Consider the following 26090-nt stretch of genomic DNA (forward strand, 5'->3'; position numbering starts at 1 on the left):
ACGTTCTTTTATCAACTACTATTTTTTGCCATATTCTCCCTGGACGGAAAAAACCTGGATTTTCAGGTTATAACACAATGGACTCTAATCTCTTGTCAGTTTCCTCATCCAGTTTCCATACCTCACTTCCAGGAAGGCCGGAACCACCTTAAATATCTGATCCGCGTTCAGGCAGCAGACTACCACGACCGGAGATGCCTTTACGACAAACGCCATAAAAAGGGAGATTGGTATGACGATCAGCCAGATACTGATCAAATCCATCTTGACCACGAACAGGGGATTTCCCCCACCGCGGATGATTCCGTTGTTGGTAGGCATCTGGTAGGACATTCCCACGCATACGACGCTTAAGATAATCAGGAACGTATTGGCCATATCCCGGGTCTCCGCCGACAAATCGTAGAGGCCCAGCACCGGTATCCGAATAAAGAACAGAATCGTACCGGATACAATCCCGATCAGTACAAAGACTCTCTGAAGGCTCCGCGCGTAGCTTCCGGCCAATTCCCGGTCCCCGGTCCCCACCGCCTTGCCGATGATGACGGACGTGGCCGCGGCCGATCCCACCGCCATGGACTTCACCATCAGGAACAGGGTCGACGCCACGCTGTTGGCCGCGATGGCATTGGCCGTCATATGCCCCAGAATTACGGTCTGCAGCGCTGTGTTGACGCCCCAGAGCCCCTGCACGGTGAGCATGGGAATCGTAATTCTTAAGTAATCGCCGGTCAGGACACGATCCCATGCGAGATAATCCCGCCATCTCAGGTTGAGCCTCGTCTCTTTTTTCGCTATGTAGAGAATTAAAACAACGCATTCCAGAATCCGCGCGGCCAGCGTGCCGATGGCAGCTCCCTCCACGCCCATCTCCGGTGCTCCGAAATGACCGTTTATAAGCACGTAATTAATTCCGCAGTTGACGAACAGGGTGAGCACTGACAGCTTAAATGCGATCTTCACCGTCTCCACACTGCGGAGCGTAGCCAGCAGAATCTGGGTCACTGCAAAAAACAGGTAGGTAAATCGAATGATATTGAGATACCGGGCGCCCTCTTTGATGATTCCGCTGTCGCGCGTGAAGATTCCCATGACACGGTACGGAATCAGGCTCATGACTGCCAGCAGAACAGCCGAGAGAATCAGCGCGAAACGCATGGCCGACGACGCGAGCTTCTTCATGGGCTCTGTCTGATGCTTTCCCCAGTACTGGCTTCCCACAATCACCACACCGTCTCCCAGTGCGTGCAGGAGCTGCTGGTACACGAACTGAATCTGGTTGACAGCGGCCACCCCGGCCAGAGCCGTCTCGCTGTACGCTCCCAACATTAAATTGTCTGCCAGATTAACGCTCAGTGTCACCACATTCTGCATCACCAGAACGACCGCCAGCGACAGAAAGCGGCGATATAATTCCCAGTCTTTTTTCACAGTCTCTTCCCCCGAATATCAAAAAATGCCGTTTTTCGGCAATAAAGTCCTATTTATTATACATCATCGGGAAAGTATTTCCAAGCTTAAAGAATTACAATAAAATATACCTGCCGGTATCTTCATCACAAAATCATCCAAAATATGGCAATTTTGTCTCTGCACACTGCCGCGCTGCCGTGGTATACTGGGTTCACCTTCTCCTGAGTACCGCTTTTCCCCCAAACAGCGCGGTACTCTTTTTATTTGTCAGAGTCTCTCTTTTTTGATCGGCGGCTCATGCCTTTTTCACCAGTATAGCCGTACTGCTCTCCCTTTTAATCAGCTCTGTCGGAAACTCAATACTGATTGGCGACGTATGCCCTTTATTAATCCGGTCCAAAAGTATCTTCACCGCCATACGGCCCATCTCCCGCATCGGCACATTGATCGTCGTCAGCATGGGCGAGACAATCTGTCCCATCTCAATATTATCAAATCCCACTACAGATAAATCTTCCGGCACTCGGATCTTAAGCTCCCGGCACGCCCGGATAATTCCGATCGCTATCATATCGCAGCTGCAAAAGTATGCCGTAGGCAGCAGTTCCTTTTCCGCCTGGAGAAAAGCGCACGCCGCTTTATAGTCGATCCCGAACTCCGACTTATAGATATGGATCATGGATTCATCGATCTTCATATTATGTTCGGTGAAGAAATCAAAGTACGCGTCATACGCGGAAATGTCCTTTAATCCCGCGTAACCGATCCTGCGGTGGCCTAAATCGTATAAATGCCGGATCGCCTTTCCTGCCGCCTCGTATCCATCGCAGCGAACCCGGTCGAAGGGAACCTCATTCACATCGATACCAACAACTACCACATTCTTGAATTTTTCCCGCAGCAGCCGGTCTAACTCAGGTCCCGGTTTTCCCAGAACGACGACGCCATCTTTTTCCAGCTTGTTGATCCTTTCGCTCTGTATCTCCGAGACGTGCAGCATGGAAAAGGAGTAGCCAAGGGGACAGCCCTGAACGAGAGCCTCCTGTTCCACCGCCTGGGCAATCGGTGAAAAGAACTGCTCCACCACCGAATTGTCGGTTCTGGCGAACAGGCAGGAGATATTTCTGCTTATAGGCCTTTTGGAGCCGCTCTTTTTCAGTTCCTTTGCCATCAGATTAGGAGTATAGCCCGAAGTCCGAACGATTTCCCAGACCTTCTCTTCCGCCTCCCGGGAGGTGCATTTGTAATTTTCTTTATTGATGATTCTGGATACTGTCGAAACAGAAAGTCCGGTGTCCTGTGCAATCTCTTTTAATGTCATGGCTTCTCCTCTCTGAGTAAACTGAATAACGGGAAAATCCCCTCACCTGTGACTACAGAATCTGGTAAGTCCCACTCACTTACATTCGGCAAAATCACTTCCATCGAAAAATGAGATCTCGTCGCCGGTCGCTCTCTGCCATTCTTTTAATTTTTCTTCCATTTCCATCTGAACCGCAACGTAAGCAGGGTCATCATACCGGTTTTTCAGTTCATAGGGGTCTGCCTTCAAATCGTACAGCTCATAGGCCTGTCCCAGAGTGGCGACCAACTTGTAGTTTTCATCCGTAATCGCTCTTGCCTTCACGTATTCCCCGTATCCCAAGCCATACGTCTCACTCACTGCATATTCCGGCATCTTCTTTCCCTGGCACATCGGAATCAGACTTTCTCCGTGCACGCTGTTTTTATACTCTAATCCGGCTGCATCCATGATCGTCACAGGCACATCCACTGTGCAGACCGGAGCGTCTATCTTAAGCCCTGCCTCGATCTTTCCTTTCCACTTGATTCCCAGAGGAACCCGCAATACCTCCTGGGATAAATACGACCCTTTGTCAAAATGCCCTCCATGGCAGGCGAGACCGTCGCCGTGGTCGGCAGTCCAGATGATCACCGTGTTTTCTTCCATTCCCAGTTCTTTCACCTTGTTCAAGATTCTGCCAATGGCTTCATCGATCATCGTGATTTGAGCCGCACAACATTTAAGCATTTCTTCATATTCCTCCCATGCCAGAGCATTGGGAATGACGATACGGTTGTCTTTCCCGATCGGAACATTCTTCTCCGTAAAATAAACCTCCGGCTTGCCCTCAAGTCCGCTGTTAAAGCTGGCATAGGTTGGATATGACGCATCCTTATACAGATCGTAATACTCCTGAGTCGGAAAATACGGCTGATGAGGTCCCCAGAAATCCACTCGCAGCGAAAATGGGGCATCGTCGCCATCCGTGCTCAGTTCTTCCAGCTTCTCACACGCCAGTTCTGACAGGAAAAAGAATTCCAGTGTTTCCTTTGGAGTCACCGTAATTCCGTAAGCGGCTTCACAACAGTGCCTGGGATCCTGAAGCTTAAAGATTTCTCCATCTTTGGGTATATCATCGGGCGAGCCTTTCTGATACGCCTGCTGGCTCTTGTCCGCCCAGAAAAAGACTCGTTTAATCCGGTGTGCGGCAGCCGGAAGGTTCCGCTTTCTTAAATAGTCTTCATACTCCTTTGTAACGTACGGATTCCCGTACTCCTCTGGTGACAGCCCCTCACAGTGATGGTCCAGCGCGGTTCCCGGACCGGCATGCCATTTACCAAAAAAGTAGTTTCGATAGCCTGCTTCGGCCAGCGAATCCAGATAGACTTCATCCGCATACGGCGGATTTGTCTCATTGTGATACTGCTTATGCGCATGCGGATACAGACCGGTCAGCAGGCTTCTTCTCGATGGCCCGCACAAAGGCGCTGCACAGCAGGCATGTGTAAATTCCGCCCCTTCCTTTACAAACTGTTCATAATACGGCCGATGCGGCTTATTCTCATAAAAAGTCCACTGGTGCAGCGCCTGGTGGTCGCTGTTAATCATAATAACATTTGGTTTCTTCATTAGTATCTCCTCTATTTTCTTCCCGAACACGATTCTATTCCGAGACGCTCCCACTGTTCCGGCGGCGCCTGATATTCACGGAGTGCGGCGCACAGCTTCTCGATCATCTCTGCCTCCAGCGCCTCATCCTTCAAGGGCCTGTTCTGATGCGGGTCAGACCGGATATCAAACAAAAGATTTTCCCGCACGTAATCCAGTCCATCCGGACATTCCGGATAATGGCCCTCTACCCGGAACCTGACCTTGAAGACAGGATAATCCGTGTACGGCAGAAACGCTCCAGCCTCATAATCTCCCGGCTTCACATCCCAATACTGTAAAAATGTAGTCGGCATGGCTCCATAGGTAAAGCACGGCTGATTATCTTCGGATACCGGCGCACGAAAATAGGTATGGGTTCCATCCGTCACATTGACCGCCTTTCCAAACCAGCCGTAGATCGCCTGATCACGGAACGGCGTGTCATGAGGGATCACTGGCAGCAGGCTCTTTCCCAGCACCGTCTTCGGCGTCTCTATCTTAAAATACTCCAGGAATGTTGGCATCAGATCGATATTCTGTGTCAGGCTGCCGATCCGTTTGCCCCCATACGCAGAACCGGGCAGGTGAACGAGCAGGGGAATATGAACCAGTTCCTGGTAGGCCGGCATGAAATTCTTCGCTGCGAACCCGTGTTCTCCCAGCATATGGCCGTGATCCGAGGTCACGATAATGAGGGATTCCTCATAGATTCCTGTATCCTTAAGCTTCTGAATAAACCTTCCGAACCAGTGGTCCATCATGGTCAGCGTTGCCGAATATTCGTTTCGCAAATGTTCCATTGCCTCCGGAGTCTCCTCATCCAGCGCCCGGTATGATGGCCAGTCGAAATACGGTCCGTCATACGTATCTGGATACAGTTCTTTATAATTTTCCGTACAGTCGAAAGGCTCATGGGGATCAAAGGCTTCGACCATCATGAAGTAGTCATCCGCGCCGCGGTTGCTGTCGATCCAGTCACACGCGGACCTAAAAGTTCTCGGCGTCGGGTACTCCTCCTCTTTCGTATAGGCCAGACGGTTTAACTGGTTCTGGTTATTGACCTTTCCATAATGCGGCTCGGGAATATCGCTTCCTTTTACTCTCGAAACCCAGACATCCCCCTCCTGTCCCCGTTCAAAGTTCCACGTATGGAACATCTGGCAGTAGTTCTCCCCGCCGATCTCAAAATAGTGGGGATGATCGGTCGTAATGTGTGTGAAAATCCCATGCTCCCGGAGTGTATTGATGAGCGTAACATCGAATGGTTCCATGCCGCCCCAGTTTCTCTCCAGAAAATTGATTCTCCCTGTAAAGATATCCCGTCTCGCCGGCATGCAGGGAGCGGAAGCCACGTAGTGGGAATCAAAGGTGATGTTTTCCTCCGAAAACCTGGTTAAGTGTTCCGCCGCCACCCTGGAATCCGGATTATAGCACGGAAGAAAATGACGGTTTAAACTGTCAATCAGAATTAAAAATGCTTTCATTTCAAGTGCTCCTTTCTATCCTATCCCTTGACAGAACCGGAGACCAGCCCGTCGATGAAATAGCGCTGTGTAATCATAAAAAAGATGAGAACCGGGGCGATTAAGATCATGGCTCCGGCCATCATAATTCCGATATCCGACCCGAACTGTCCCGACATGCTGCGAAGCATCAGCGTCGCAGTAAAGTTTTTCTCACCCTGCAGAAAGGTCGATGTGATCAGGAACTCATTCCATGCATTCAGTCCCACGATTACACTGACGGTCAGAAGGCCCGGAGACACAACGGGGGCCATGACATACCACAAGACGTGCCCTGTATTGGCTCCGTCGATTCTGGCGGCCTCCTCCAGCTCCTTAGGAACGTTTAAAAAAAACGTCCGCATCAGAAACAGCGCCAGCGGTATATTTCTGGCCGCGAGAATAAAGCTGATCGGTACAACCGTGCCCACAAGCTTTAAATAGGACATCACATAATAAAGAGGAAATAAAAACAGCTGAATTGGGATCGTCATAACAATCATGAAATACACAAGTGCCAGATTCACCACTTTTCCTCTTCTGGTGGCAAGCACATAGCCGCCCAGGGTCGAGGTAAACAGTACGATGACTATCGTACAGGCCGCCAGAATAATACTGTTTTTAAACCCGATTCCAAACTTGGCATAGCTCCATGCGCTGCTATAGTTGACCGGTGTAAAGCTCTCCGGCCAGGACAGCGGATTGGCGACAATCGCCACATGGGGCTTGAAGCTGTTAAGCACGACGAGCGCAATCGGAAACAACGCCGTGATCACCAGCAGAATCAGAATCGCATGAACCGTGACCAGCGTAACGATCCGCTTTTTCTTACCCATTACTGCCATATAAACTCCTTTCCGGCTCTGCGGCCTCTATGACATGATCTCATTTTGTGACAGGTGGATGTAGACAAAGGATGCTATCAGCCCGAAAAAGCTCATGAAGAGAGCGATAGCCGCCGCCTTTCCAACCTGAAGAGACGCAAATGCGAACGTATATGCGTAGGTGCTCAGCATTTCTGTCGAGTGCGCCGGGCCTCCCGATGTCATTAAGTAGACGTAGTCATACGTCAGGAAGGAATTGATGACAGACATAATCATCATTAATTTAAAGGTTGGAAGCATATTGGGGAAGTAGACGTACCGAAACAGCTGCCATCCGTTACATCCTTCGACCTTGGCCGCCTCCACCTGATCCTCCGGCGTCTGCCTTAAGGAAGCTAAGTATACCACCATCAAAAATCCCCAGTAGTGCCAGATATCCGTGGCGGCTACTGCATATAAAGCGGTTTTCATATCGCTGAGCAGCGACGGAATATGAAAGCCCTGGCGGTTTAGATAGCCCACCAGTCCGAAAATCGGGTTATAAATAATATTCTGCCATACGGCCACGTTTGTCACTGGTGCAAGTACATAGGGGAATAAAAACAGCATCTGGTACAGTCCCTTGTGTCTGCGGTTCAGCAGAAGCACGGATGTCACAAGTCCGATCACCACAGGAATCGTCAGAAACAGCGCAACCCATCTCACATTGTCATAGATTGCCCTCCAGAATATCTTATCACCGAAAAGCTCGGAGAAATTCCGCAGTCCTATGAAATGAAAATTCAGGGATACGCCGTTCCAGTCCGTGAAGGACGCAAATATCGTCATCACACCTGGAATAAACACAACGGCCATGCTCAGCACAAAAGCCGGGAGAAGCAATAGATAATCTCGTCTGCGTTTCATTTTACCCTCCTTTGCAGCAGAGCCGGGCATGTAATATCCGTCCGGCTCTGTCTCCTCCTAACCTGATTTGCCGCCCGATCTACCGTTCCGGCAGCGGGACTACCAGGCCATTTGCAAGTTCCTTCTCAAATTCCACATCCGTTCTGTCTAAAACCTCTTCCGCACTCATGGTCTTGAGCCACACACCATCGATATCCTGCAGCGCGACATCCGTGGCCGGCGGACAGAAGCTGGTCGTATAATATCCGTAATTGCCTTCCTCGATCGCCTTTAAGGTATCGATCATAACGTCGCAGAATACCGCGGAGATTCCCGTCATGGTATCTGCCGGTATATCATACTGTTTCAGCGGAATTGCCCAGTACCCGGGCCACTCCTTCGTCAGCTTGACCATAAAATCGTTGGTCATGATCTTATCCAGGATCTCCGCGCACTCATCCTTGTAAGGAGAAAAAGCGTTGATAGACAGGCAGGAGGTAACACCCAGCGTATAGGTCGGATAGTTTACCTTATCATTGGTAGCCGGAAACGGGAAAAATCCAAAATCGTCTTCCGTAAGTCCACGGAAATACTTTGGTGCCCACTGGAATACATTGGAAGGTCCCACGAAGAAAGGAGCCATACCCATGGACAGAAGCTGGACGCTCTCATCGAAGTTCAGATCCGTATAGTTGTCTCCCCCAAGCCAGCCGTTCTGATACCATTCCGCTGATTTGTTCAGAGCCTCCACCATATCAGGATTGTTCCATTTGGCTTCGCCCTTCAGACATTCATACACCTTTTCCGGTCCTGCGATATGGTTTAAAAACAGACTGGAATAGTTGGCATTGACAGGCTTCCACCCTTTATTGCCCGTTACGCTTCCGTAAAGGCCTTTCTCCTGGGCCGCTTTCATGATTGTCTCCATCTCCTCAATGGTTTCCGGAACCTCCCAGCCATTATCAGCGAGCACTTTCTTATTGTAGAAGACACCCATGACCATCAGGGAGTTTGACAGGCCATAGAGCGATTCTTCATAAGTGCCCAGATTGTAGATTGGCTCCAGCAGCCGGTCGTTCCATCCATACTTCTCCGCGTACCGGTCCAAATTCTCCAGCTTACCGGCCGATGCGTAATTGGTCACATAGGAAGGGCCTGAAGTAAAGACGATATCCGGCCCGCCGTTGGCAGCCAGCGCTGTGGCGATATTCTGATCATTTCCCGCGTGGAATTCAATGTTTAAAACGTAGTCATCCTGAACCGCGTTGATGTCATCCTCAATAATCTGTTTTAAAAGAACCTGCTGATCTGCCGGCGCACTCCAGAACCACAGGGAAATCTGTTTTTTCTCCCCCGGTGCTGTCTCTGCCTTCTCAGTAGCTGGTGCCGCTTCCACCGTTGTACTGCCTTCCGCAGAGGGTTCTATGGCAGCCGGTGATGTCTGTTTCTGATCCGCAGATCCGCATCCGCTCAGCAGAGAGGCGGCCATTACCGCCGACAGTAAAACTGATAAACACTTTTTCATCTTTTTTCCTCCTTCTTTTGTAAACCCCGCAGCTGTCTTTTGTGCTGCTTACGTACCATTTCTGCCGTTTCACAGGTTTGAACGCAGTGGTTTTCATACCTCTTGTCTTTTCTTACACATTTTTTACTTATCATGATAAATAATTGGTAATTATTAATACAAATGTATTTTATCATGATTTTATCTTTTGTTAAAGGATTATATATGAGAACGATTGCACCGTTTCCAGTCTGTATATATCTTATATTTATCAATTGTTTATCTTTTGTGTACCCCTGCGTTATCAATGCGTTAATAACTCCTGTATATAAAGCAAATGCATGTCATCAGAAAATAAAGAAGGCAGCAAATACTGATTTTATCAGTGTTCACTGCCTTCCGGCGATTCTAACTATCCTTACATTTGTATTTATATTTTTCTTTCTCTCACCGGCACCAGGAGATCCAGCTGAAACTCTTCCGGCTCCGTATTTGCCAGCTCCACATGGCTTATATAATTCAAGTGTTCCTCCAGTAGGCCGCACATATGCTCCTGGTCCAGCATATCCCCCGCAAACTCGTACTTCTCATTGCTGTTAACCCAATTGAGCAGCAGATCCCACTCATTAAAACTGCCGAAGGAAATCATATGGGCGGCGTAGATACCTCCCACAAACAGTTTCTTTACAAGCGGAGCCGGGACTTCCATGTCCTCCGGGATCGTCACCCAGCTCTCATATCCATGGTAACCGGTCGCATCCGTTGGATTCGGATGATTAAAGCCATAGTGCCTTAAGTCAGGCTTCCTCCTATGAAGACCTGCCTCCCTCACAAAACGGTCCAACATCTCATTCACATGAAATTCCGGCTCATCGCCGACATAGTGGGCAGCCGCCACAGCGGAAGGCGGCAGGTAGATGATTCGCACATCCTCGATTCTGGACAGTCCTGCTTCCGCTTTCTTTAACTTCTCCATCGTCTGATCCTCCTTAAAGTTAATGCTGATAAGGCCGAGAGACTCAATGGAGTCTGCCAGAACATCATCCAGCAAAATTCTCTCCAAAGGCAGTTTTGCGGTTCTGCTCAGTTCTTCCACAAAATGGTTCAATATCTCTTTGACCACAGAGAGCGCCGTCATTTCTTCATCCAGATTTCTGATATTCTCGCGGAATATTTCAATCGCCTCTACTGCGTCCTCCTTCTGCAGAATCGCCTTGATCTGGCGCACAGGGATACGCAGCCTGCGGAGCAGCAGAATCTGCTTCAGCCGCAGTACAGCCTTTTCATCGTAGATCCGGTATGCATACCCCTCCTGCCGCAGACTCTCCACAAGGCCCGCCTGCTCGTAATAACGCAGCATCCTCGTAGATATCCCCAGGCTCTTCGACACCTGGCTCACAGTCATAAGCTCCATGGTTCTCACCTCCTCATGACTTGAGTATAAACGACGACACGGTGTCGCAGTCAACTGTTTTTTTAATTCTTGTGTTCATGCATTCCGTTTTATTTTTCTCTCACCGGCACGAACTTTGCCCGGTTCATCAGCGGATGCTCCAGTCTGACAGCCCCTTTTACCGGACAGGCCATGACGCAGGCGCCGCAGTAGTAGCATTCTCCCGGATACATAACAATGGGCGGTTTTCCCTTGGTTTCTGACGGAAGCAGAATATCGCACTGGCAGACCGATGCACACCGGTTGCATCCGATACAGAGGCTTTCATCGTAAATGATCGGCCTGGCGCTGCTGGCAACCGGCCTCACTGTAAATTCAGGCTTTTTCATGGCTGACCTCCCCCATATAATCCTGGTTGCGCCGTTCGTACTCCTCCTGAAGATTTCCGAAGAAATCGAGAGGAACGCTTCGCTCCCTCACCTGGCCGTCCTCCTGGCGGATGACGATATGACGCCGTTCCCCCTCCGGGTCCACCTGCGGATAATCACTTCTTTGAAAGCACAGCGGCTGCGAACTGGACCGCCGCCGCAGGCAGGCGTGAAGCACCAGCTGGGCCACGGTCAGAATATCCAGGACCTCATGGGTTCTCATGAGGTCGTGTGGGTTGGCGCACGACAGAGTGGGAACCACCTCCCGCTCATAGCTCTCCAGGAGGTCCAGCCCCTCTTTTAAAAGGTCCTCACATTTCACGCCGCCGCAGTAGTTCTGCATTGCCTTGGATATCGCCATGTTCAGCTCTTTCCAGTTGGTTCCGTCCTTCACGTAAAGAGGCGCGTACAGCCTCTCTTTTTCCCGATCGGCCTCTTCCCTGCTAAAATCCTCCAACTCATGATCTGAAGCGCAGTCCGCCGCCTTTCTTCCCGCGTAATATCCCGTGGCACAGGCAAATCCCGCGCAGTCGGAGGCATACAGCTGGTCTCCGGCCGCATAGACGCCTTCGATGTTCGTCATTAAGTCCCAGTCGTGCATGATTCCGCCCGGCGCTCCGAAAAACTGGCGCTCCTGGTCCAGAAAGCTGGCGGACTGCCAGCCGGTACCGTAGCTCTGGAGCATGTCCTTTTCCGGATCGAATCCCCGTTCGGTATAATTTTCCAGAATCGGAATTCTGGTCTTCGCCTCCTCGCCGACCATCATTCCCCAGATAACGCGGCGTTCATCCTCCGGCATGCGGCTCAAATCCGCATAGAACGGGAGCTGGTATCCCCTGCGGATCAGTTCCTCGAAGTCCAGAGTTTCCGGTCCCCGGTATTCATACTTCGGATTGTCGATGACTCCGCCTTTTAAGAAGAATTTCTGGCCCTGGGCCGGATAATACCGCTCGGATACAGTTTTCAGTTCATTTCCGTCACGGTCCACGTATGGAATCTCTACGCCTCTGGCATCCACCATGGTGGCCGCGTACCAGGTATTGTGGTTATTGCCGGTTCCGTATGCAGGAAAACTTCTTCCTGCGCCCGAAAATTCCGCGCGCACCGATTTCTCCATCATGGTAAATTCCACTCCGGCCCGCCATCCCATGGCGTGGCCGCTTCCGATGCTCTGCATGGGACGGAATTCGCATAAGCCCACCAGATCCGGATTAAACAGCCAGACTCTGGCCGGCCTGGACATAGTGAGAATCGTGGCCTTCGACCGGAAGATATAGAATTTTCCCGTATGGACATCCATTCCGCAGGCCCCGGCTCCCTTCTTCTTTCCGTCCTTTACCGCGGTCAGCAGGGCCGTGGCCTCTGTCCTCTCATAAACCTTCACGCCCAGTCTCTTCAGTTCCCGCGCCAGGGCAGGCTTAAAGGTGGTTCCCCAGACGCGCAGGGTAAATTTGCTTTTATAGTCATAGGCAAACATCAGCTTCGTCTTCTCATCCCGAAACTCTGCGCCCTGAAATTCATCTCCGGTATCCCTCACCTTTCCGCCGAAAGCCTCCAGGTCCAGGACGCGGTCGTATCCCTCGCGGCATTCGATATAGTGGGCGATTCCATTGCTGTACCAATCCTGTTCGTGGATGTAGGCCTCCGCGATTTCCTCGGGCGTCACCCCGGAACAGGGATTGGTACAGGCTGATTCCCAGTGGTCAAAACCCGTTCCGGCGGAACCGCTTCGTTCCACGGCCCCCTTTTCCACCAGCACCACAGATTTCCCTTTTCTGGCCGCGGCTATGGCAGCAAAGCAGCCTGCCAGCCCGCCGCCCAGGACCAGGACATCGCTGGTTACGATCTCCTCATCTCCAATCTCATTGGCATAGGGCCAGCTGTATGTTTCTGCACTCATTTTACTCCTCCATTCTGTCCACGCATCCCGGACACGCCGCAAAGTGACCCGGGCTGACTTCTTCAAGCATAATCTCGCCGGTCCTGCATTCCTCTTTCACAAACGGACATCGCGCCGCAAACCGGCATCCCGGCCCCGGATTCACCGGACTGGCCACCTCTCCCTGGAGAAGACTCCTCTTCTTATTTCTCGATTCCGGGCTGGGATCGGGGATCGCCGCCAGAAGGGCCCTCGTATACGGATGGAGCGGCTTCCTGAAAAGTTCGGCCGACGATGCCTGTTCCACGCATTTCCCCCGGTACATCACCATGATCTCATCGGATATGTGTTTAACCACAGACAGATCGTGTGTAATAAACAGATACGTCAGATTCATGCTGTCCTGAAGGTCCATCAGGAGATTTAAAATCTGAGCCTGAATCGACACGTCCAGGGCTGACACCGGCTCGTCGCACACGACAAAGGCCGGTTCCATGATCAGCGCCCGACCGATTCCGATTCTCTGGCGCCGTCCTCCGTCCAGTTCGTGTGGATAGGCGCCCGCAAGGCGTCTGGCCAGGCCGACGGTCTCCATCATGGCATCCACCCGCGCCTCGATCTCCTTCTTATCCTTACAGACCTTATTGACGATCAGGGGTTCCGCAATCAGCTGCCGGACATTCATGCGCCCGTTTAAGCTGGAGTAGGGATCCTGAAAAATCATCTGCATTCTGGGGCGTATCCGTTTGAATTCCTTCTTTCCCACGCGCTGAAGGCTCGTTCCCTCAAACAGGATCTCGCCGCCCGTGGGCTCGTCAAGGTATAAAAGAGTGGAACCCAGCGTGGATTTTCCGCAGCCGGATTCTCCCACGACTCCCAGTGTCGTTCCCCGCTTAACGGAAAAGCTTACATCATCTACTGCGTGAAGCAGACCGGAAGGCGTGTCAAAATATTTCTTTAAATGTTTTACATCCAACAGCAGATCTTCCATCATTCCTGCCCTCCTTTGTTATCGCGGTACAGATGGCAGCGGATCAGATGGCCGTTATCCTCATATACGGCCGGCGCTGTCAGACTGCACGGCTCCATGCACTTCGTGCATCGGGGCGAGAATTTGCAGCCCTTCGGCAGGTTCGTCGGATCCGGCAGAATTCCCTCGATGGGATGAAGGCGCTTCGTCTCCTCCGTAAGGCTGGGAATGGATCCAAACAGTCCTTCCGTATAGGGATGGTGCCTGCCGCTGCTGAAGATATCGCTCAGCGTTCCGTACTCCACGATCTCCCCGGCGTAGACGATGGCCACCTTGTCACACGTCTCCGCAACCACCCCCAAATCATGGGTAATCATAATTACACTGGTTCCGTATTTTCTCTGAAGGTCACAGATCATAGTCAGTATCTGCGCCTGTATGGTAACATCAAGGGCGGTCGTCGGTTCATCCGCGATTAAAAGCTCCGGACTCAGAATCAGGGCCATGGCGATCACCACGCGCTGGCGCATGCCGCCGGAGAACTGATGGGGATAATTGGCCTTCCGCTCTTTCGGAATGCCCACCATCTCCAGAGTGTCCTCCACCCGCTTTTCAATCTCTTTCTTTGACAGGCCGTCGGTGTTGTGAAGCTCTAAGGCCTCGGCGATCTGGCTGCCCACTGTGAGGACCGGATTTAAGGCCGACATAGGATCCTGAAATATCATGGATATTCTGGCTCCCCGGATTTTCTCCATCTCATGGGCGCTCAGTTTCCCAAGCTCCGTCCCCTCAAACCGGATGGCTCCTCCCGTAATCTTTCCTGTCCGTTCCGGCAAAAGCCCCAGGATGGTCAGCGCCGCCGTCGTCTTTCCGGCCCCCGTCTCTCCCACCAGCCCCAGAGTCTCCCCTTTTCCCAGGGAGAAGCTGATTCCGTTTACGGCGTGCACCGTCTCCATATCCGTCTCGTATACCACGGACAGATTCTCGATCTCCAGTATCGTTTCACTCATTGCGCCACCTCCTTAGTCCTTCAGTTTGGGATCCAGGGCGTCGGTAAGTCCGTCCCCCACCAGATTAAACGCCAGGGAAGCGAGCAGAATAAAGACACCCGGGAAAAACAGCAGATACGGTGAAGTAAACATATACTTCTGAGCACCGGAGAGCAGCGCGCCCCATTCCGGAGACGGCGGCTGGATTCCCATGCCGATAAAGCTCAAGCCTGCGGCGGATAAGATCATTCCGGAAATGCTCATCGTCGTGTTTACAATGATCGGCCCCATGGCGTTGGGCAGCACGTATCTGAAAATAATGCGCGCATTGGAGGTCCCGTAGGACTTTGCCGCCCGGATGTAATCCTGTTCGGCCACAGTCATGACCACCGACCGGATCAGTCTGACATTCCCCGGAATGCACGATATGGTAATTGCGATAATCAGGTTCTTTAAGTTCGTTCCCAGCGCCGCCACCACGGCCAGAGACATGAGAATCGGCGGCACGCAGATAAACACGTCCATGATGCGGCAGATGGTATTGTCGATCACTCCGCCGAAATATCCCGCGCTGGCTCCCAGCACGGCGCCGATCACCAGTGCCATTAAGCTGGTGGATACGCCGATGAAGAGAGAATATCTGGAACCGTGAACCACACGGGCAAATAAATCCCGGCCGTATTCATCCGTCCCGAAGAAATGCGCGGCTCCCGGCATCAGAAGTCTTGCGCCCCCGTCCTGTTCGATGCATTTGGAATAGGGGACAATGAGGTCGGCAAACACGGCGATCGCGACGATCACCACCAGGATAACGAGGCCGAGCATGGCCGCCTTATTCTTCTTAAACCGGTACCAGACTTCGTTCCGGATGGCGTTCCTGCGTTTCTTTCCCTTAGCCACGGCTCTTTCCTCCTTCCTGGTATTTGGCCTTAATTCTCGGATCGATGAAGGCGTACAGGACATCGACCAGAAGAATGATAAGGCTGAATAAAAATGCCAGAAACAGGGTTGAGCCCATGACCACAGGAATATCCTTCTGCCGGATAGCCGTCGTGATTAAAGTTCCCATCCCCGGCATGGCAAACACGGTCTCCGCAATGATCGCGCCGCCTAAGGAGGCTCCGAAGCTGGTTCCCAGCGTTGTGACGACCGGCAGGAGGGCATTTCTCAGCGCATGGCGCATGATAATCCGTTTCTCGCCCGCTCCCTTGGCCCGGGCCGTCCGGATATACTCCTGCCTCACCGTCTCAAGCATGGCGGATCTGGTGAGGCGGAGCAGGCTGGCGGCCGACCCTAAGGATATGGTTATGGTAGGCAGAATAAAATGCTTCAGAGTGCCTGCGCCGTAGGATGGCAGCAGCCCCAGATGCAGGGAAAATACCAGCATCAGCATGAGCCCCAGCCAGAATCCCGGTATGGAGGCAAACACCAGAGCCACAATCACGCACGTATGGTCCAGCACGGAATACTGTCTCACCGCAGAGACAATCCCGAGCAGGATCCCGATAAAAGCGGAAAGAGACATGGAAAATACGGTCAGTAGCAGTGTGTTCGGGAACCTGGCGACAATATCCTGTATGACTGGCTGCCGGCTCTGGTAGGATACTCCCAGATTAAAATGGAATACGATATCCCCGATGTAGTTAAAAAAGCGGATCAGAAACGGCTTGTCATACCCGAATTCCGCGTTCAGCGCCGCGATATCCTCTTTCGACGCCGTGATTCCGAGGATAATGGAACCGGGATCTCCCGGCGTCATGGATAATATGGAAAATACTAAAAATGCGACTCCGAGCAAAACAGGAATCATGTACAGAAGCCGCTTGGCCACGTATTTGGTCATGGAGAATGTCCTCCCTTCCACGGATTGAAGCCTTACCAGGCAAAATCATAGATGTAATACACTGCCTCGTACGGAATTTCCGGGCATTTCAGTGAAGAGTTGTATGCGAACAGCGTAAGCGGATTGGCCAGCGGAACGTAGATGGCTTCCTCCTGCGCTTTCGTAAAAATCTGGTTAAAGAGCTCCGCGCGTTCTTCCTTGTCGTTGGAAACCCGTGTCTTATCAAACAGCGCATCCATCTCCGCGTCCGAATATCTGGCATTGTTGGCAGTTCCGATGTAATCGCTGGCAAAGGCCATCTCCATCATCTGGGTATCTCCCTCCAGCGTCATATTCAGCGCGCTGATGGTATAGCTGCCGCTGGTCAAATCTCCGATATAGGAATTAAATTCCTTTACGGAAATCGTCGTCTCCAGTCCGACTGCCTTTAAATCATTCTGAATTACGGTGGCGAGATTGGAATACTTTTCGGCCACCAGCATTTCTCCCAGCTGATACGGCGTCGTGATTCCTGCCTCGGCCAGAAGGGATTTGGCCTTCTCCGGATCATACTCGTATTTCGGCTGTTCCTCGGAGTAGCCGAACCGGTTGGCGGAACATAAGTTGGAGTTTACCGTGGCCTCTCCGTCATAGCAGATCTGCACCAGATTCTCGCGGTTGATGGCATAGTTTAACGCCTGGCGCACTCTCACGTCATCAAATGGAGCCTTATCCAGGTTCATGCATACATAGGAGAAGCTGGAGGTTGGAATCTCCGCAATGGTGACATTCTTATCCGCCTTCAGCTGCGGAAGGCTGGCCGAGTCGATTTCCGCAAAATCCACCTCGCCCGTCTGAATGGCGATCGCCATGGTAGACTGGTCCGGAATAACCTCGAAGGTCACTTTTTTAATCGCCGCTTCCCCGCGGTAGTAGCCGTCATACGCTTCCAGCGTTACACTGCTTCCTTTGCTTCTTCCCGTAAATTTGTACGGGCCGCTGCCCACCGGCTTATTGACAAAGTCGTCGGCCGATTTTTCATAATACGCCTCGGAAGCGATATGGACGGAACAGGCCCCCAGCAGGAATGGGGAGTACGGATTATCCAGGTGGCAGACCACGGTATGGTCATCTACAGCTTCCGCGCTCGCCAGTCCCGTCACCTGGGAATTCTGGTACTGGGAATCCTTATACAAATTTAGGGAAAATACCGCATCCTTCGCTGTAACCGGCGTGCCGTCGTGAAACGTGGCGTCCTCCCGCAGATGGAAGGTATAGGTCTTTCCATCCTCGCTCACCTCGTATGATTCCGCGAGACGCGGCTCCGGATCGTGTTCGCCATCCGGATTCATATACATCATCGTGTCATAGAGCTGATTTAAAACCGTAAGCTCTGCGGTAGTGGAGTAGTCCGACGGATGAAGCGTGTCAATATCGGCGCCCATGGCCACCACCATATCGGTATTACCGGAGCTGGAGGCACCCGTGCCCGACTCCGATGATTGACTCTGTGTATCGTTCTGTGTATTGCCTGCGCTTCCTGAACCGCCGCAGGCGGTAAGCGACAGCGCCGTCACCGCCGCCAGAATAACTGCCATACCCTTTTTCATAATCTTGCTCCTCTCTCTTTACCAATGGATAAATTCGATCTCTTCTTTCTTCAGGAAACCCGCCTCACTGCCGTAGGCCCTGATGGTCTCCTCATCGTATAAATTCGTACCCTGGAATACCATGCTGACTTTTCTCACATTTCCAATATCGGCCAGTGGATTCCCAGCCAATACCACGATATCGGCATCCATGCCTTCACGGATACTTCCCTTCTTCTCTTCCAGGCCAATATGCGCGGCCGGATTGACCGTGGCCGCCTTCAGAGCCTCGAAAGCCGTGCATCCGTAGAGCTCTACCAGCTTCTCCAGCTCATCTGCCATGGAAAAGCCCGGGATAATTCCCGGATAAGCGCAGTCTGTACCGGCCATGAACCGGTCTGAATATTCCAGAAAGGTTCGTCCTCTGCTGATCACCACACGGATATCGGGGCGAACGCCCTGGCTGCGGTAGCTCTCGATGATTTTCCGGTTTCTGCTCTCCCAGCTCTCCCGCTCACATTCCGGGAGATCTTTAAAATGCTCCAGCTCCGGCAGCGTTTTACCGTTCCAGACATAGTCCGGCAGCGTTTCGCATACGGCCTGTGTGGGAGTAAACCACATCCCGGATTCGGCCAGATAGCGGATATCGGCATTGTGGGACGGAAGGGAGCTGCTGTGCTCGCAGCAGTAATAGCCGGCGTCTGCCAGCACCTTGTCGTCCAGCTTCTTACTCATATGGCCGCATACGGGAAGCCCCTGCTGTCTCGCTCGTTTAAGCAGATACCGGTAAAGCTCCGGCTCAATGGACGGATACGTCTTAAGCCATAAGAACCCATTCCGGATCGTATACTCGATCGCCTGCTCCACGTCCGCCTCCGTGCGGACGATCTCATTGGAATTGTCCGGTATACCCGGATCTTCTCCGTCATAGATTGGACCGCTGGAATAGATATAGGGGCCTGTCCGCTTTCCCGCCAGCGTCTCCGCGGCATATTCAGCGTGGCGTTTGTACCCCCGCATGTTTCTGACGGAAGTAACGCCGCAGGCCAGGAACATCTTTCCCATATAATCGGCGTCGTAGTGGCAGTGGCTGTCGATCAGCCCGGGCATCACATACCGGCCGCTTATATCGAGAATCTTTGTTTCACCGTTTAATGCATCTGCCTCGCATTTCCAGGCATCTGCTTCACTGTTTATCCCGTTCACGGGTCCCGCCGCTTCCTGAACTGCAGATGCAGTCAGATTCCGGCCGATTTTCTGTATTTTCCCGTCCCTGATCAGGATATCCGTATCGTATTTTATGGTACGGTCCCTCATCGTCAGGAGGTTTCCATGTGTCAATATGTACTGTTTCACCCGGCGCCTCCCATCCCGCTCAGAAGTTGAATTCGTGCTTTGAAATTGCCGTACATAATCTCGCTCCCGCCTCGATGTCATCCTTTGAGGCTACACAGCTCTGGCAGTGGGGATATCTGGTCACGACGGCGATTCCGCCCGCCCTGGCTCCGACACCGGACATATTCATGCTGGACGCATCCGTTCCGCCCTTGTCGATGACTTCAGGCTGCCATGGAATCCGTTCGCATTCACAGCATTCCTCCATGGCTGCAACCACTTCCTCGTCGCAGATTACCGACGGATCCGCGTATTTGATCGCAACGCCCTTTCCCACGGTATTGCTGCCTTCCAGATCGCAGGGATAATCGTGGGCCGGCGTAATGTCCACCGCAATGCCGATATCGGGACGAATCCGCTCTGCCGTCGGCTTGGAACCTCTGCATCCCACTTCTTCCTGCACAGTAAACACATAATAAATATCGTTTGGATACGTGCCGTCATTCTCCTTCAGCGCCTCCAGAAGCTGGTAGCAGCCGATCCGGTCATCCAGGGATTTGGAGCACACCAAATTGTTCTGCAGATCCACGTATTCTCCGTAATAGCCGCAGACGGAGCCGACTTTAACGTATTTTAACGCGTCCTCCTTAGATTTTGCTCCGATATCGATATAGAGCTTGCCCACATCGTTATGCGCGTCCTCGATGGCTCCCATACAGCCAAACACGCCGGTTACGCCGTTGCGGAACCGCACTCTGGCGTTGTAAGCCGAGGCCGCCCAGTTCCATCCCACGTTGCAGACACGAAGACGGCCGTCCTCCTCGATCTTCTTCACCATGAAACCGATTTCGTCCATATGGGCTGCAAACATGATCTTCTTCGACTGCGGGCCTCCCTGTCCTTTCTTAATTACTATCAGATTACCGATCGCATCCGTTATCATATCGTCCGCATAGGCTGCGGCTTCCTTCTCAATCAGCTCTCTCACTTCTTTTTCATAGCCGGCGATTCCCTGGGCCTGGGTCAGCCGTTTCAGTAATTCCTCGTTTCTCATATGTCCTTCTCCCGTTCTCTGCTTTTTCGCTTTAACGCGTCACATAATTATTGTTTTAAGAATTGTACCATCCATGATTACATTTTGCAATATGCATTTTGCAAAATGTAAAATAATAAGGTTGACCTACTATTTTTTCTGTTGTAATATGAATATAAAATGATGGATATGAGTTTTTTAATGAGGAAGGATACGGCATGGATTTAAATAAAACCACTCTCTCCGGGCAAATCTACGATATTCTCCGTCAGGATATTCTGACACAGAGAATCCGGCTCGGCGAGAAATTAACGCTAAAACACTTACAGGAACGCTTCGGAGTCAGCTCCACCCCGATCCGCGAGGCGCTGACCCGGCTTGCGGAGGAAGAACTGGTCGTCTCCTACTCCAACATCGGCGTCAATGTCATAAGTATAAGGGAACAGGACTTGAAAGAGCTCTATGAATTCATGGGGGATTTAGATGCCATGGCCATTCTCTATACTTCTCACTATCCGGATCAGGAAAAGGTACAGAAGGCACTGGCGGAAAACATACATTATACGGAAAAGGTTTTAGAGACAGAAAGTCTCACGGAAGAGGAAATCAGGACATGGACAGGCTATTCCGATCATTTTCATCTGATCTTCTACGATTACTGCGCCAACAGCCGCCTGGCCCGCGCCGCCGGGAAACAGAGAAGCCAGCTGACGATCTTCTCCAACATGTATGAGGCGTCTCTGCAGCACCAACGGGAAATAGAACGCGGACATTTAAAGATTTACGATGCGTATTTACAGAAAGATTACCAGCAGGCCGCTTCACTGATGAAGGAACATTTGAATACTTCCCTGTCTTATGCAATGGAATATTTATTTCAATAATACTGCCTTTAAGTTTTTGACGACGCCTCTTCCAACCTCAACAGGTGGGAGAAGCGTCGTTGTTCTTTGTTGAAAAAGCTGATCTGTTATCTCTTTAAATTCCTGGATATCTTCGTCCTCACCGCTTCTGTCATGGGCAGACCGGTATCGTAGTCCAGCTGTCTTGGCTCATACTCTTCGTTTTCCCGCTGTCTGGTGCAGCCATCGTTGCTCCAGGTCGGATCCTTGTCCGTGCGCCAGCTTCTGCAGGCCCACTGATATCCACGATAAAGGTCGCGGGTCCGGTTCATCTGCTCCAGGATTTTGTCATGCAGGGAATTACGGATTTCGGAATAATCATCATCCTGGATCCGGTTGCAGATCTCTGCCGGATCCTTTTCCATATCGTACAGCTCATCACTGTCCAGAAGATGGATCACCAGCTTATACCGGTCTGAAATGACAGCACGCATCATCTGCAGGCCGCCGAATCCGTCGTGGTCCGCTTCATACCGGGTAAATTCTGTATAGACCTCATCATTGATCCGGATATCGGTGCAGTTGATCTGAGGCAGCATACTTTTCCCCTCCAGCAGCTTTGGGATGGGAAGGCCCATGTAATCCAGAATCGTGGGAGTCAGATCAATGTGGGAAGCCGGGTATTCCACCACCTTGCCGGCCTCGCCGCCCTTGATGATCAGCGGGATGTTGGCAACCTCTTTGTAGCAGGCAGCATTTTTGGAAGTAAGCCGGTGATTTCCCAGCATGTCTCCATGGTCGGAGGTATAGATAACCATGGCATCAGGAGCCGTTTCCCGGATTTTGTCCAGAACCTTACCGATTTCGTAATCTGCAAACGAGTTGCAGCCTAAAAACAGGGACAATTTTCCGGAAGGACAGTTGATTTCCTCCCTGGTTTTGTGTAAGTTCTCCCCTGCCCATAAGCGCTGCATCAGTGGCTTTTGACTTAAATCGTCCTCATAGTTGGGACTGTCCTCAAAGCAGAATCCGTCATACATGGTGTTGTACGGTGCCGGACAGAGCGAAGGACCGTGAGGCTCATCGTAAGAAACTGCCAGGAAAAAGTCCTCATCTTTATACTCTTCCAGAAAGTCTATCGCCCTTTTGGAACAGCGGTAAGCGTATGTAAACTCCTCTGTCATATCTTCCTCAAAGGAGGTGGAGGATTTTCTGGATTTCAGCCGTTCCTCCTCCGTCAGTTCTTCCAGGTACCGGCGCATATCATACCAGTATGCCTCATCCCAGCCCTCCGGGCAGATGCCATTGCCAAAATAGTCACCGCCGTCTAAATGCCATTTGCCGATATAGCCGCAGTGAATTCCGTTGTCCGTCAGACGCTGGCCTACGGTTTTTATATTATCTCCCATGGCTACACAGTTTGTCACCTCCCCATTGGTATGCGGAAAGGTTCCGGTAAATATGGCGGACCGGGCCGGGCCGCAGACCGGCTGGCACGTATAGGCATTCTCGTACCGGATGCCTTCGGCGGACAGCCGGTCCAGATTCGGTGTGATCATTTTAGGATTTCCATAGCAGCCCAGCATGTCTTTGCGCGTGGTGTCTGTCATAATAAGGATGATTTGTTTTTTCATATGCTATTCTCCTTTTCCGTTTTATGAAAGAACGGGCGGATAGGGGCGTCCAGGCACCAGTCTCCCATTTTCCACAAACCCTTCTCTGCGGTTCTTCAGGGATTCTATAAGGTGTCCGCGAAGCTCCTGAATCCGCATCTTACAGGAATCTTCCTCAATCAGATCCGTGAGTTCATGCGGATCATTTTCCAGATGGAAGTACTGCTCCTGACCGGTCTGTGAATGCCAGATGTATTTATCTGTTTCGGTGACGATCCAGTGGTTGGAATACTCATCAAAGGAATGTTCTCCGTGAAGCCAGGGACGCACAGACCGCGCCGGATCTTCAAGCAGAGGACGGAGCGATTTGCCGTCCACCGTATCCGGAACAGGGGCGTCTGCCAAATCGAGCAGCGTGGGCATAATATCCCGAAGCTCCACTACGCTGCTGCACCTGGAGGAACCGGCCCCTTTCGGCAGAAACTGCTTTCCTCCCGAGATGATAAGCGGGATGTGGCAGCTTCCCTCATAAGGCCTTGCTTTGCGGAACATGTGGTGGTCACAGAGTTCCTCCCCGTGGTCTGCGGTAAAGATAATAATGGAATTATCGTAAAGTTCCTGCTCCTTCAGAGCCAGAATCAGCCTTCCTATCTGATGGTCTAAATGGGTGATGCAGGCGTAATATCCCACCTGGGCCTGGCGTATCAGCTCTGCATCAATGGGCCCCGTCTTCGAATCATAGATCCGTCCGTCCCTTTTTAACAATTCGTCCGTCTCCCAGGTGCCTACATACGGAGGGCGCAGCTCCTGATCCCGGTATAAATCGAAGTAATGCCGGGGCGCGTCAAAGGGGGGATGCGGCCTGAGATAAGAGGCCATAAGGAAAAAAGGCTTCCCCGGATCACGCCGTCTCAAAAAGTCTATGCTTCTCTCGGTAACCCAGTTGGTGGGATGGTATTTCTCCTCATGCATCCAGGGCCTCGCCACATAACTGTTGCATTCAATCCCCGTATCTGTCACATCGGCGGAAATTCCCAGCTCATTTTTCAGCCAGTAGAAATAATCGTCGGCTACCAGCTGAGACTCACGGTAGGGAATCGCTGCCCGCCTGGAATATCCCAGATATCCGTCATGAAGCTCCACATGATGAAATCCCAGATAATTCCTTAAGGGATGGACATGCATCTTGCCAACGCACTGGGTGTAATAGCCGGCCTGGCCTAATTCCCCGGCCAGCGTATGCTCATATTCCCAGGGAACGCCATCCAGATAGCCTACACGGCCGTGATGGTTCTGCCCCATCCCTGTATGGATGGCGGCTCGGGAAGCGATACAGCTCGGGCAGGCGCTGTAGGCGCGGTCGAAGGCTGTACCGGTGGAGGCCAGTGTATCAAGATACGGCGTTTTTACATCAGGATGACCTGCATATCCCAGACAGTCCCCGCGAAGCTGGTCGGTCATAAGAAATATAATATTGGGACGGCTCATAACAAAACTCCTTTGTTTTTTTATCATCATAATATAATAAAAATTAAAAAGCAAGAGTCCGCGCAAAAAATCGTAGTGCAATCTGTTGAATAAAAAACAGCAAATGAAGTTTTTTATTATAAATATGCCACAAAAAATAGCAAAAAACATAAAAAACAAAACAATATACTGATAGCTAATGAATGTTAGATCAGTATATAATTTACTTATGAGTTTAAGATATTTCAAATGGGCAGTGCCCAACAAAAAGGAGGATTTATCTATGAAGAAAAAACCGATTAGCGTTCTGCTGGCTGCTGCCATGACGGCAGGTCTTTTAGCAGGCTGTGGAAGCAACAATGCAAAACCAGCAGAGACACCAGCAGAAACTCCGGCAGCAACTACTGCCAAAGCCGAGACCGGCGAAACAACTGCAGCACCAGCCGCGGCTGAGGGAGACAAGAAGTACGAAGGTGTTGAACTTACATACTGGTCCATGTGGACAAACAATGAGCCTCAGGGACAGGCACTTCAGCAGGCTGCAGAGGCTTTCGAGGCTGAAACCGGAGCCAAGATCAAGTTCGAGTGGAAAGGCCGTGAAACCAAGAACATCCTCTCTTCCGCACTGGAAGCTCAGGAAAAGTTTGATATGTTTGAAGACGACTACACCAGAATCTCCAAGAACTATGTCAATTATGTTGCTGATTTGACAGATATGGCAAAGGAAGCAGGATACGCTGACAAGAGCTACGCTGTATTCAACAATCAGGCGACTGAATGGGCCGGATTCCTTCCATGTGTTACCGAGCAGCCATCTGTAGGCGGCGTGTTCTATAATAAAGATATCTTTGATGACTGCGGCATCACTGCTCCAGCAACATGGGACGAGTTCATGACTGCCTGCCAGACCATGAAGGACAAAGGCTATCAGCCTCTGGCTCTCGATAGTACTTATGCCCCATTCCTGTTTGGTTACCATCTGTCAAGACATATTGGACAGGCAGCTGTTGAAGAGCTGGCTACTAACGGCGGCTGGAGCGGCAATCCTGGCGTAGTAAAAGCAGGCCAGGAAATGATCGACTTCGTAAAAGCAGGCTATCTGGCAGACGGCGCTCCTGATGAGTATCCGGCAAGCCAGAACAAAATCGGTCTTACACAGAAAATCGCCATGGTAGTATGTGCAAACTACATCACTGCAGAAGTTAACGCCAATACAGGCACAGAACTCAACTGGGGGCTGTTTGCTTATCCGACCGTAGAAGGCGGCGTGGACAATACCAGTACATTTGCAGGTGCGAACTCCATCGGTATCACCAAATACAGTGAGAATCCTCAGGCGGCATTTGATTTTGCTGTATTCTTAACTAGCGGCAAGCAGAGCCAGAACATGGCTGATTTGTCCAATAATATCCCAGCGGATCCGAGCAATACTCCACCGGCTGTTCAGAGCGGAACTAACGAGGTATTGATTAATACTACAGCTCCTCTTTCCTGGAACATGGGTCTGAACGCTAACGCAGACAAGATTTCCGTAATTCAGGAAGTAATTGTAAAACTGTATGAAGGAAGCTATGCAACAGGCGAAGATTTTGCAAAGGCTCTGGACGCTTTATATTAAAGAATGCTGGAAAACCGGAGGTGGCGCTTATAGCGTCACCTCATTTGGT

General features: G+C 51.3%; 21 protein-coding genes. 2 read left to right on the top strand and 19 right to left on the bottom strand.

The window, feature by feature from the left end:
- Positions 1-84: 84 nt before the first annotated feature.
- The 17 genes from DFR60_RS24835 to DFR60_RS24920 form a co-directional block, all read right to left on the bottom strand.
- Positions 85-1431: an MATE family efflux transporter gene (locus tag DFR60_RS24835; protein WP_110325342.1), complete on the bottom strand. Its 1347-nt coding sequence runs from the start codon at positions 1429-1431 to the stop codon at positions 85-87.
- 277 nt (positions 1432-1708) lie between these two features.
- Positions 1709-2761, bottom strand: a complete 1053-nt coding sequence (locus tag DFR60_RS24840) for a LacI family DNA-binding transcriptional regulator (RefSeq protein WP_278321398.1) — start codon at positions 2759-2761, stop codon at positions 1709-1711.
- Between the two features lie 48 nt (positions 2762-2809).
- Entirely contained in the window at positions 2810-4327 is a 1518-nt protein-coding gene (locus DFR60_RS24845) for a sulfatase-like hydrolase/transferase (protein ID WP_110325346.1), read from the bottom strand.
- A gap of 11 nt (positions 4328-4338) precedes the next feature.
- Positions 4339-5832: a sulfatase family protein gene (locus DFR60_RS24850; RefSeq protein WP_110325348.1), complete on the bottom strand. Its 1494-nt coding sequence runs from the start codon at positions 5830-5832 to the stop codon at positions 4339-4341.
- Between the two features lie 20 nt (positions 5833-5852).
- Complete coding sequence (locus DFR60_RS24855; protein WP_110325350.1) at positions 5853-6695, bottom strand: carbohydrate ABC transporter permease; 843 nt, start codon at positions 6693-6695, stop codon at positions 5853-5855.
- Between the two features lie 27 nt (positions 6696-6722).
- Positions 6723-7580 carry a carbohydrate ABC transporter permease gene (locus DFR60_RS24860; protein WP_110325352.1) on the bottom strand — a complete coding sequence of 286 codons (858 nt, stop codon included), beginning with the start codon at positions 7578-7580 and terminating at the stop codon, positions 6723-6725.
- Positions 7581-7659: 79 nt separating this feature from the next.
- Positions 7660-9084, bottom strand: a complete 1425-nt coding sequence (locus DFR60_RS24865; RefSeq protein WP_110325354.1) for an ABC transporter substrate-binding protein — start codon at positions 9082-9084, stop codon at positions 7660-7662.
- 409 nt (positions 9085-9493) lie between these two features.
- Positions 9494-10477 carry a MerR family transcriptional regulator gene (locus DFR60_RS24875; protein ID WP_110325358.1) on the bottom strand — a complete coding sequence of 328 codons (984 nt, stop codon included), beginning with the start codon at positions 10475-10477 and terminating at the stop codon, positions 9494-9496.
- Between the two features lie 89 nt (positions 10478-10566).
- Complete coding sequence (locus tag DFR60_RS24880; RefSeq protein ID WP_002604368.1) at positions 10567-10845, bottom strand: 4Fe-4S dicluster domain-containing protein; 279 nt, start codon at positions 10843-10845, stop codon at positions 10567-10569.
- Positions 10832-12784 (bottom strand): FAD-dependent oxidoreductase, encoded by a 1953-nt coding sequence (locus DFR60_RS24885; RefSeq protein WP_110325360.1) that lies wholly within the window; start codon positions 12782-12784, stop codon positions 10832-10834. Before DFR60_RS24885 ends, DFR60_RS24880 begins: the two co-directional genes overlap by 14 nt.
- A gap of 1 nt (position 12785) precedes the next feature.
- The gene (locus tag DFR60_RS24890) at positions 12786-13754 is read right to left on the bottom strand and encodes an ABC transporter ATP-binding protein (RefSeq protein WP_110325494.1); all 969 of its coding nucleotides are present in this window, start codon (positions 13752-13754) and stop codon (positions 12786-12788) included.
- The gene (locus DFR60_RS24895) at positions 13754-14743 is read right to left on the bottom strand and encodes an ABC transporter ATP-binding protein (protein ID WP_110325362.1); all 990 of its coding nucleotides are present in this window, start codon (positions 14741-14743) and stop codon (positions 13754-13756) included. Before DFR60_RS24895 ends, DFR60_RS24890 begins: the two co-directional genes overlap by 1 nt.
- A gap of 12 nt (positions 14744-14755) precedes the next feature.
- Positions 14756-15622: an ABC transporter permease gene (locus tag DFR60_RS24900; RefSeq protein WP_110325364.1), complete on the bottom strand. Its 867-nt coding sequence runs from the start codon at positions 15620-15622 to the stop codon at positions 14756-14758.
- Positions 15615-16565, bottom strand: a complete 951-nt coding sequence (locus DFR60_RS24905) for an ABC transporter permease (protein ID WP_002604373.1) — start codon at positions 16563-16565, stop codon at positions 15615-15617. Before DFR60_RS24905 ends, DFR60_RS24900 begins: the two co-directional genes overlap by 8 nt.
- A 32-nt stretch (positions 16566-16597) precedes the next feature.
- Positions 16598-18154: an ABC transporter substrate-binding protein gene (locus DFR60_RS24910; protein ID WP_110325366.1), complete on the bottom strand. Its 1557-nt coding sequence runs from the start codon at positions 18152-18154 to the stop codon at positions 16598-16600.
- Between the two features lie 18 nt (positions 18155-18172).
- Positions 18173-19489 carry an amidohydrolase family protein gene (locus tag DFR60_RS24915; RefSeq protein ID WP_167437728.1) on the bottom strand — a complete coding sequence of 439 codons (1317 nt, stop codon included), beginning with the start codon at positions 19487-19489 and terminating at the stop codon, positions 18173-18175.
- A 19-nt stretch (positions 19490-19508) separates the two neighbouring features.
- On the bottom strand, positions 19509-20522 hold the full coding sequence (locus DFR60_RS24920) for a M42 family metallopeptidase (protein ID WP_110325370.1): 1014 nt from the start codon (positions 20520-20522) through the stop codon (positions 19509-19511).
- 197 nt (positions 20523-20719) lie between these two features.
- On the opposite strand from DFR60_RS24920, the gene DFR60_RS24925 reads away from it, so the two are divergent.
- Positions 20720-21385: a GntR family transcriptional regulator gene (locus tag DFR60_RS24925; RefSeq protein ID WP_110325372.1), complete on the top strand. Its 666-nt coding sequence runs from the start codon at positions 20720-20722 to the stop codon at positions 21383-21385.
- Between the two features lie 86 nt (positions 21386-21471).
- Here the strand turns inward: DFR60_RS24925 and DFR60_RS24930 are convergent, their stop codons facing one another.
- Positions 21472-22977 (bottom strand): sulfatase-like hydrolase/transferase, encoded by a 1506-nt coding sequence (locus DFR60_RS24930; protein WP_110325374.1) that lies wholly within the window; start codon positions 22975-22977, stop codon positions 21472-21474.
- Positions 22978-22998: 21 nt separating this feature from the next.
- A complete protein-coding gene (locus tag DFR60_RS24935; protein WP_110325376.1) occupies positions 22999-24444 on the bottom strand; it encodes an arylsulfatase in 1446 nt (481 codons plus the stop codon).
- 262 nt (positions 24445-24706) lie between these two features.
- On the opposite strand from DFR60_RS24935, the gene DFR60_RS24940 reads away from it, so the two are divergent.
- Positions 24707-26041, top strand: a complete 1335-nt coding sequence (locus DFR60_RS24940) for an ABC transporter substrate-binding protein (protein WP_110325378.1) — start codon at positions 24707-24709, stop codon at positions 26039-26041.
- Positions 26042-26090: the final 49 nt, after the last annotated feature.

Source organism: Hungatella effluvii (genome assembly GCF_003201875.1).
GTDB lineage: Bacteria > Bacillota > Clostridia > Lachnospirales > Lachnospiraceae > Hungatella > Hungatella effluvii.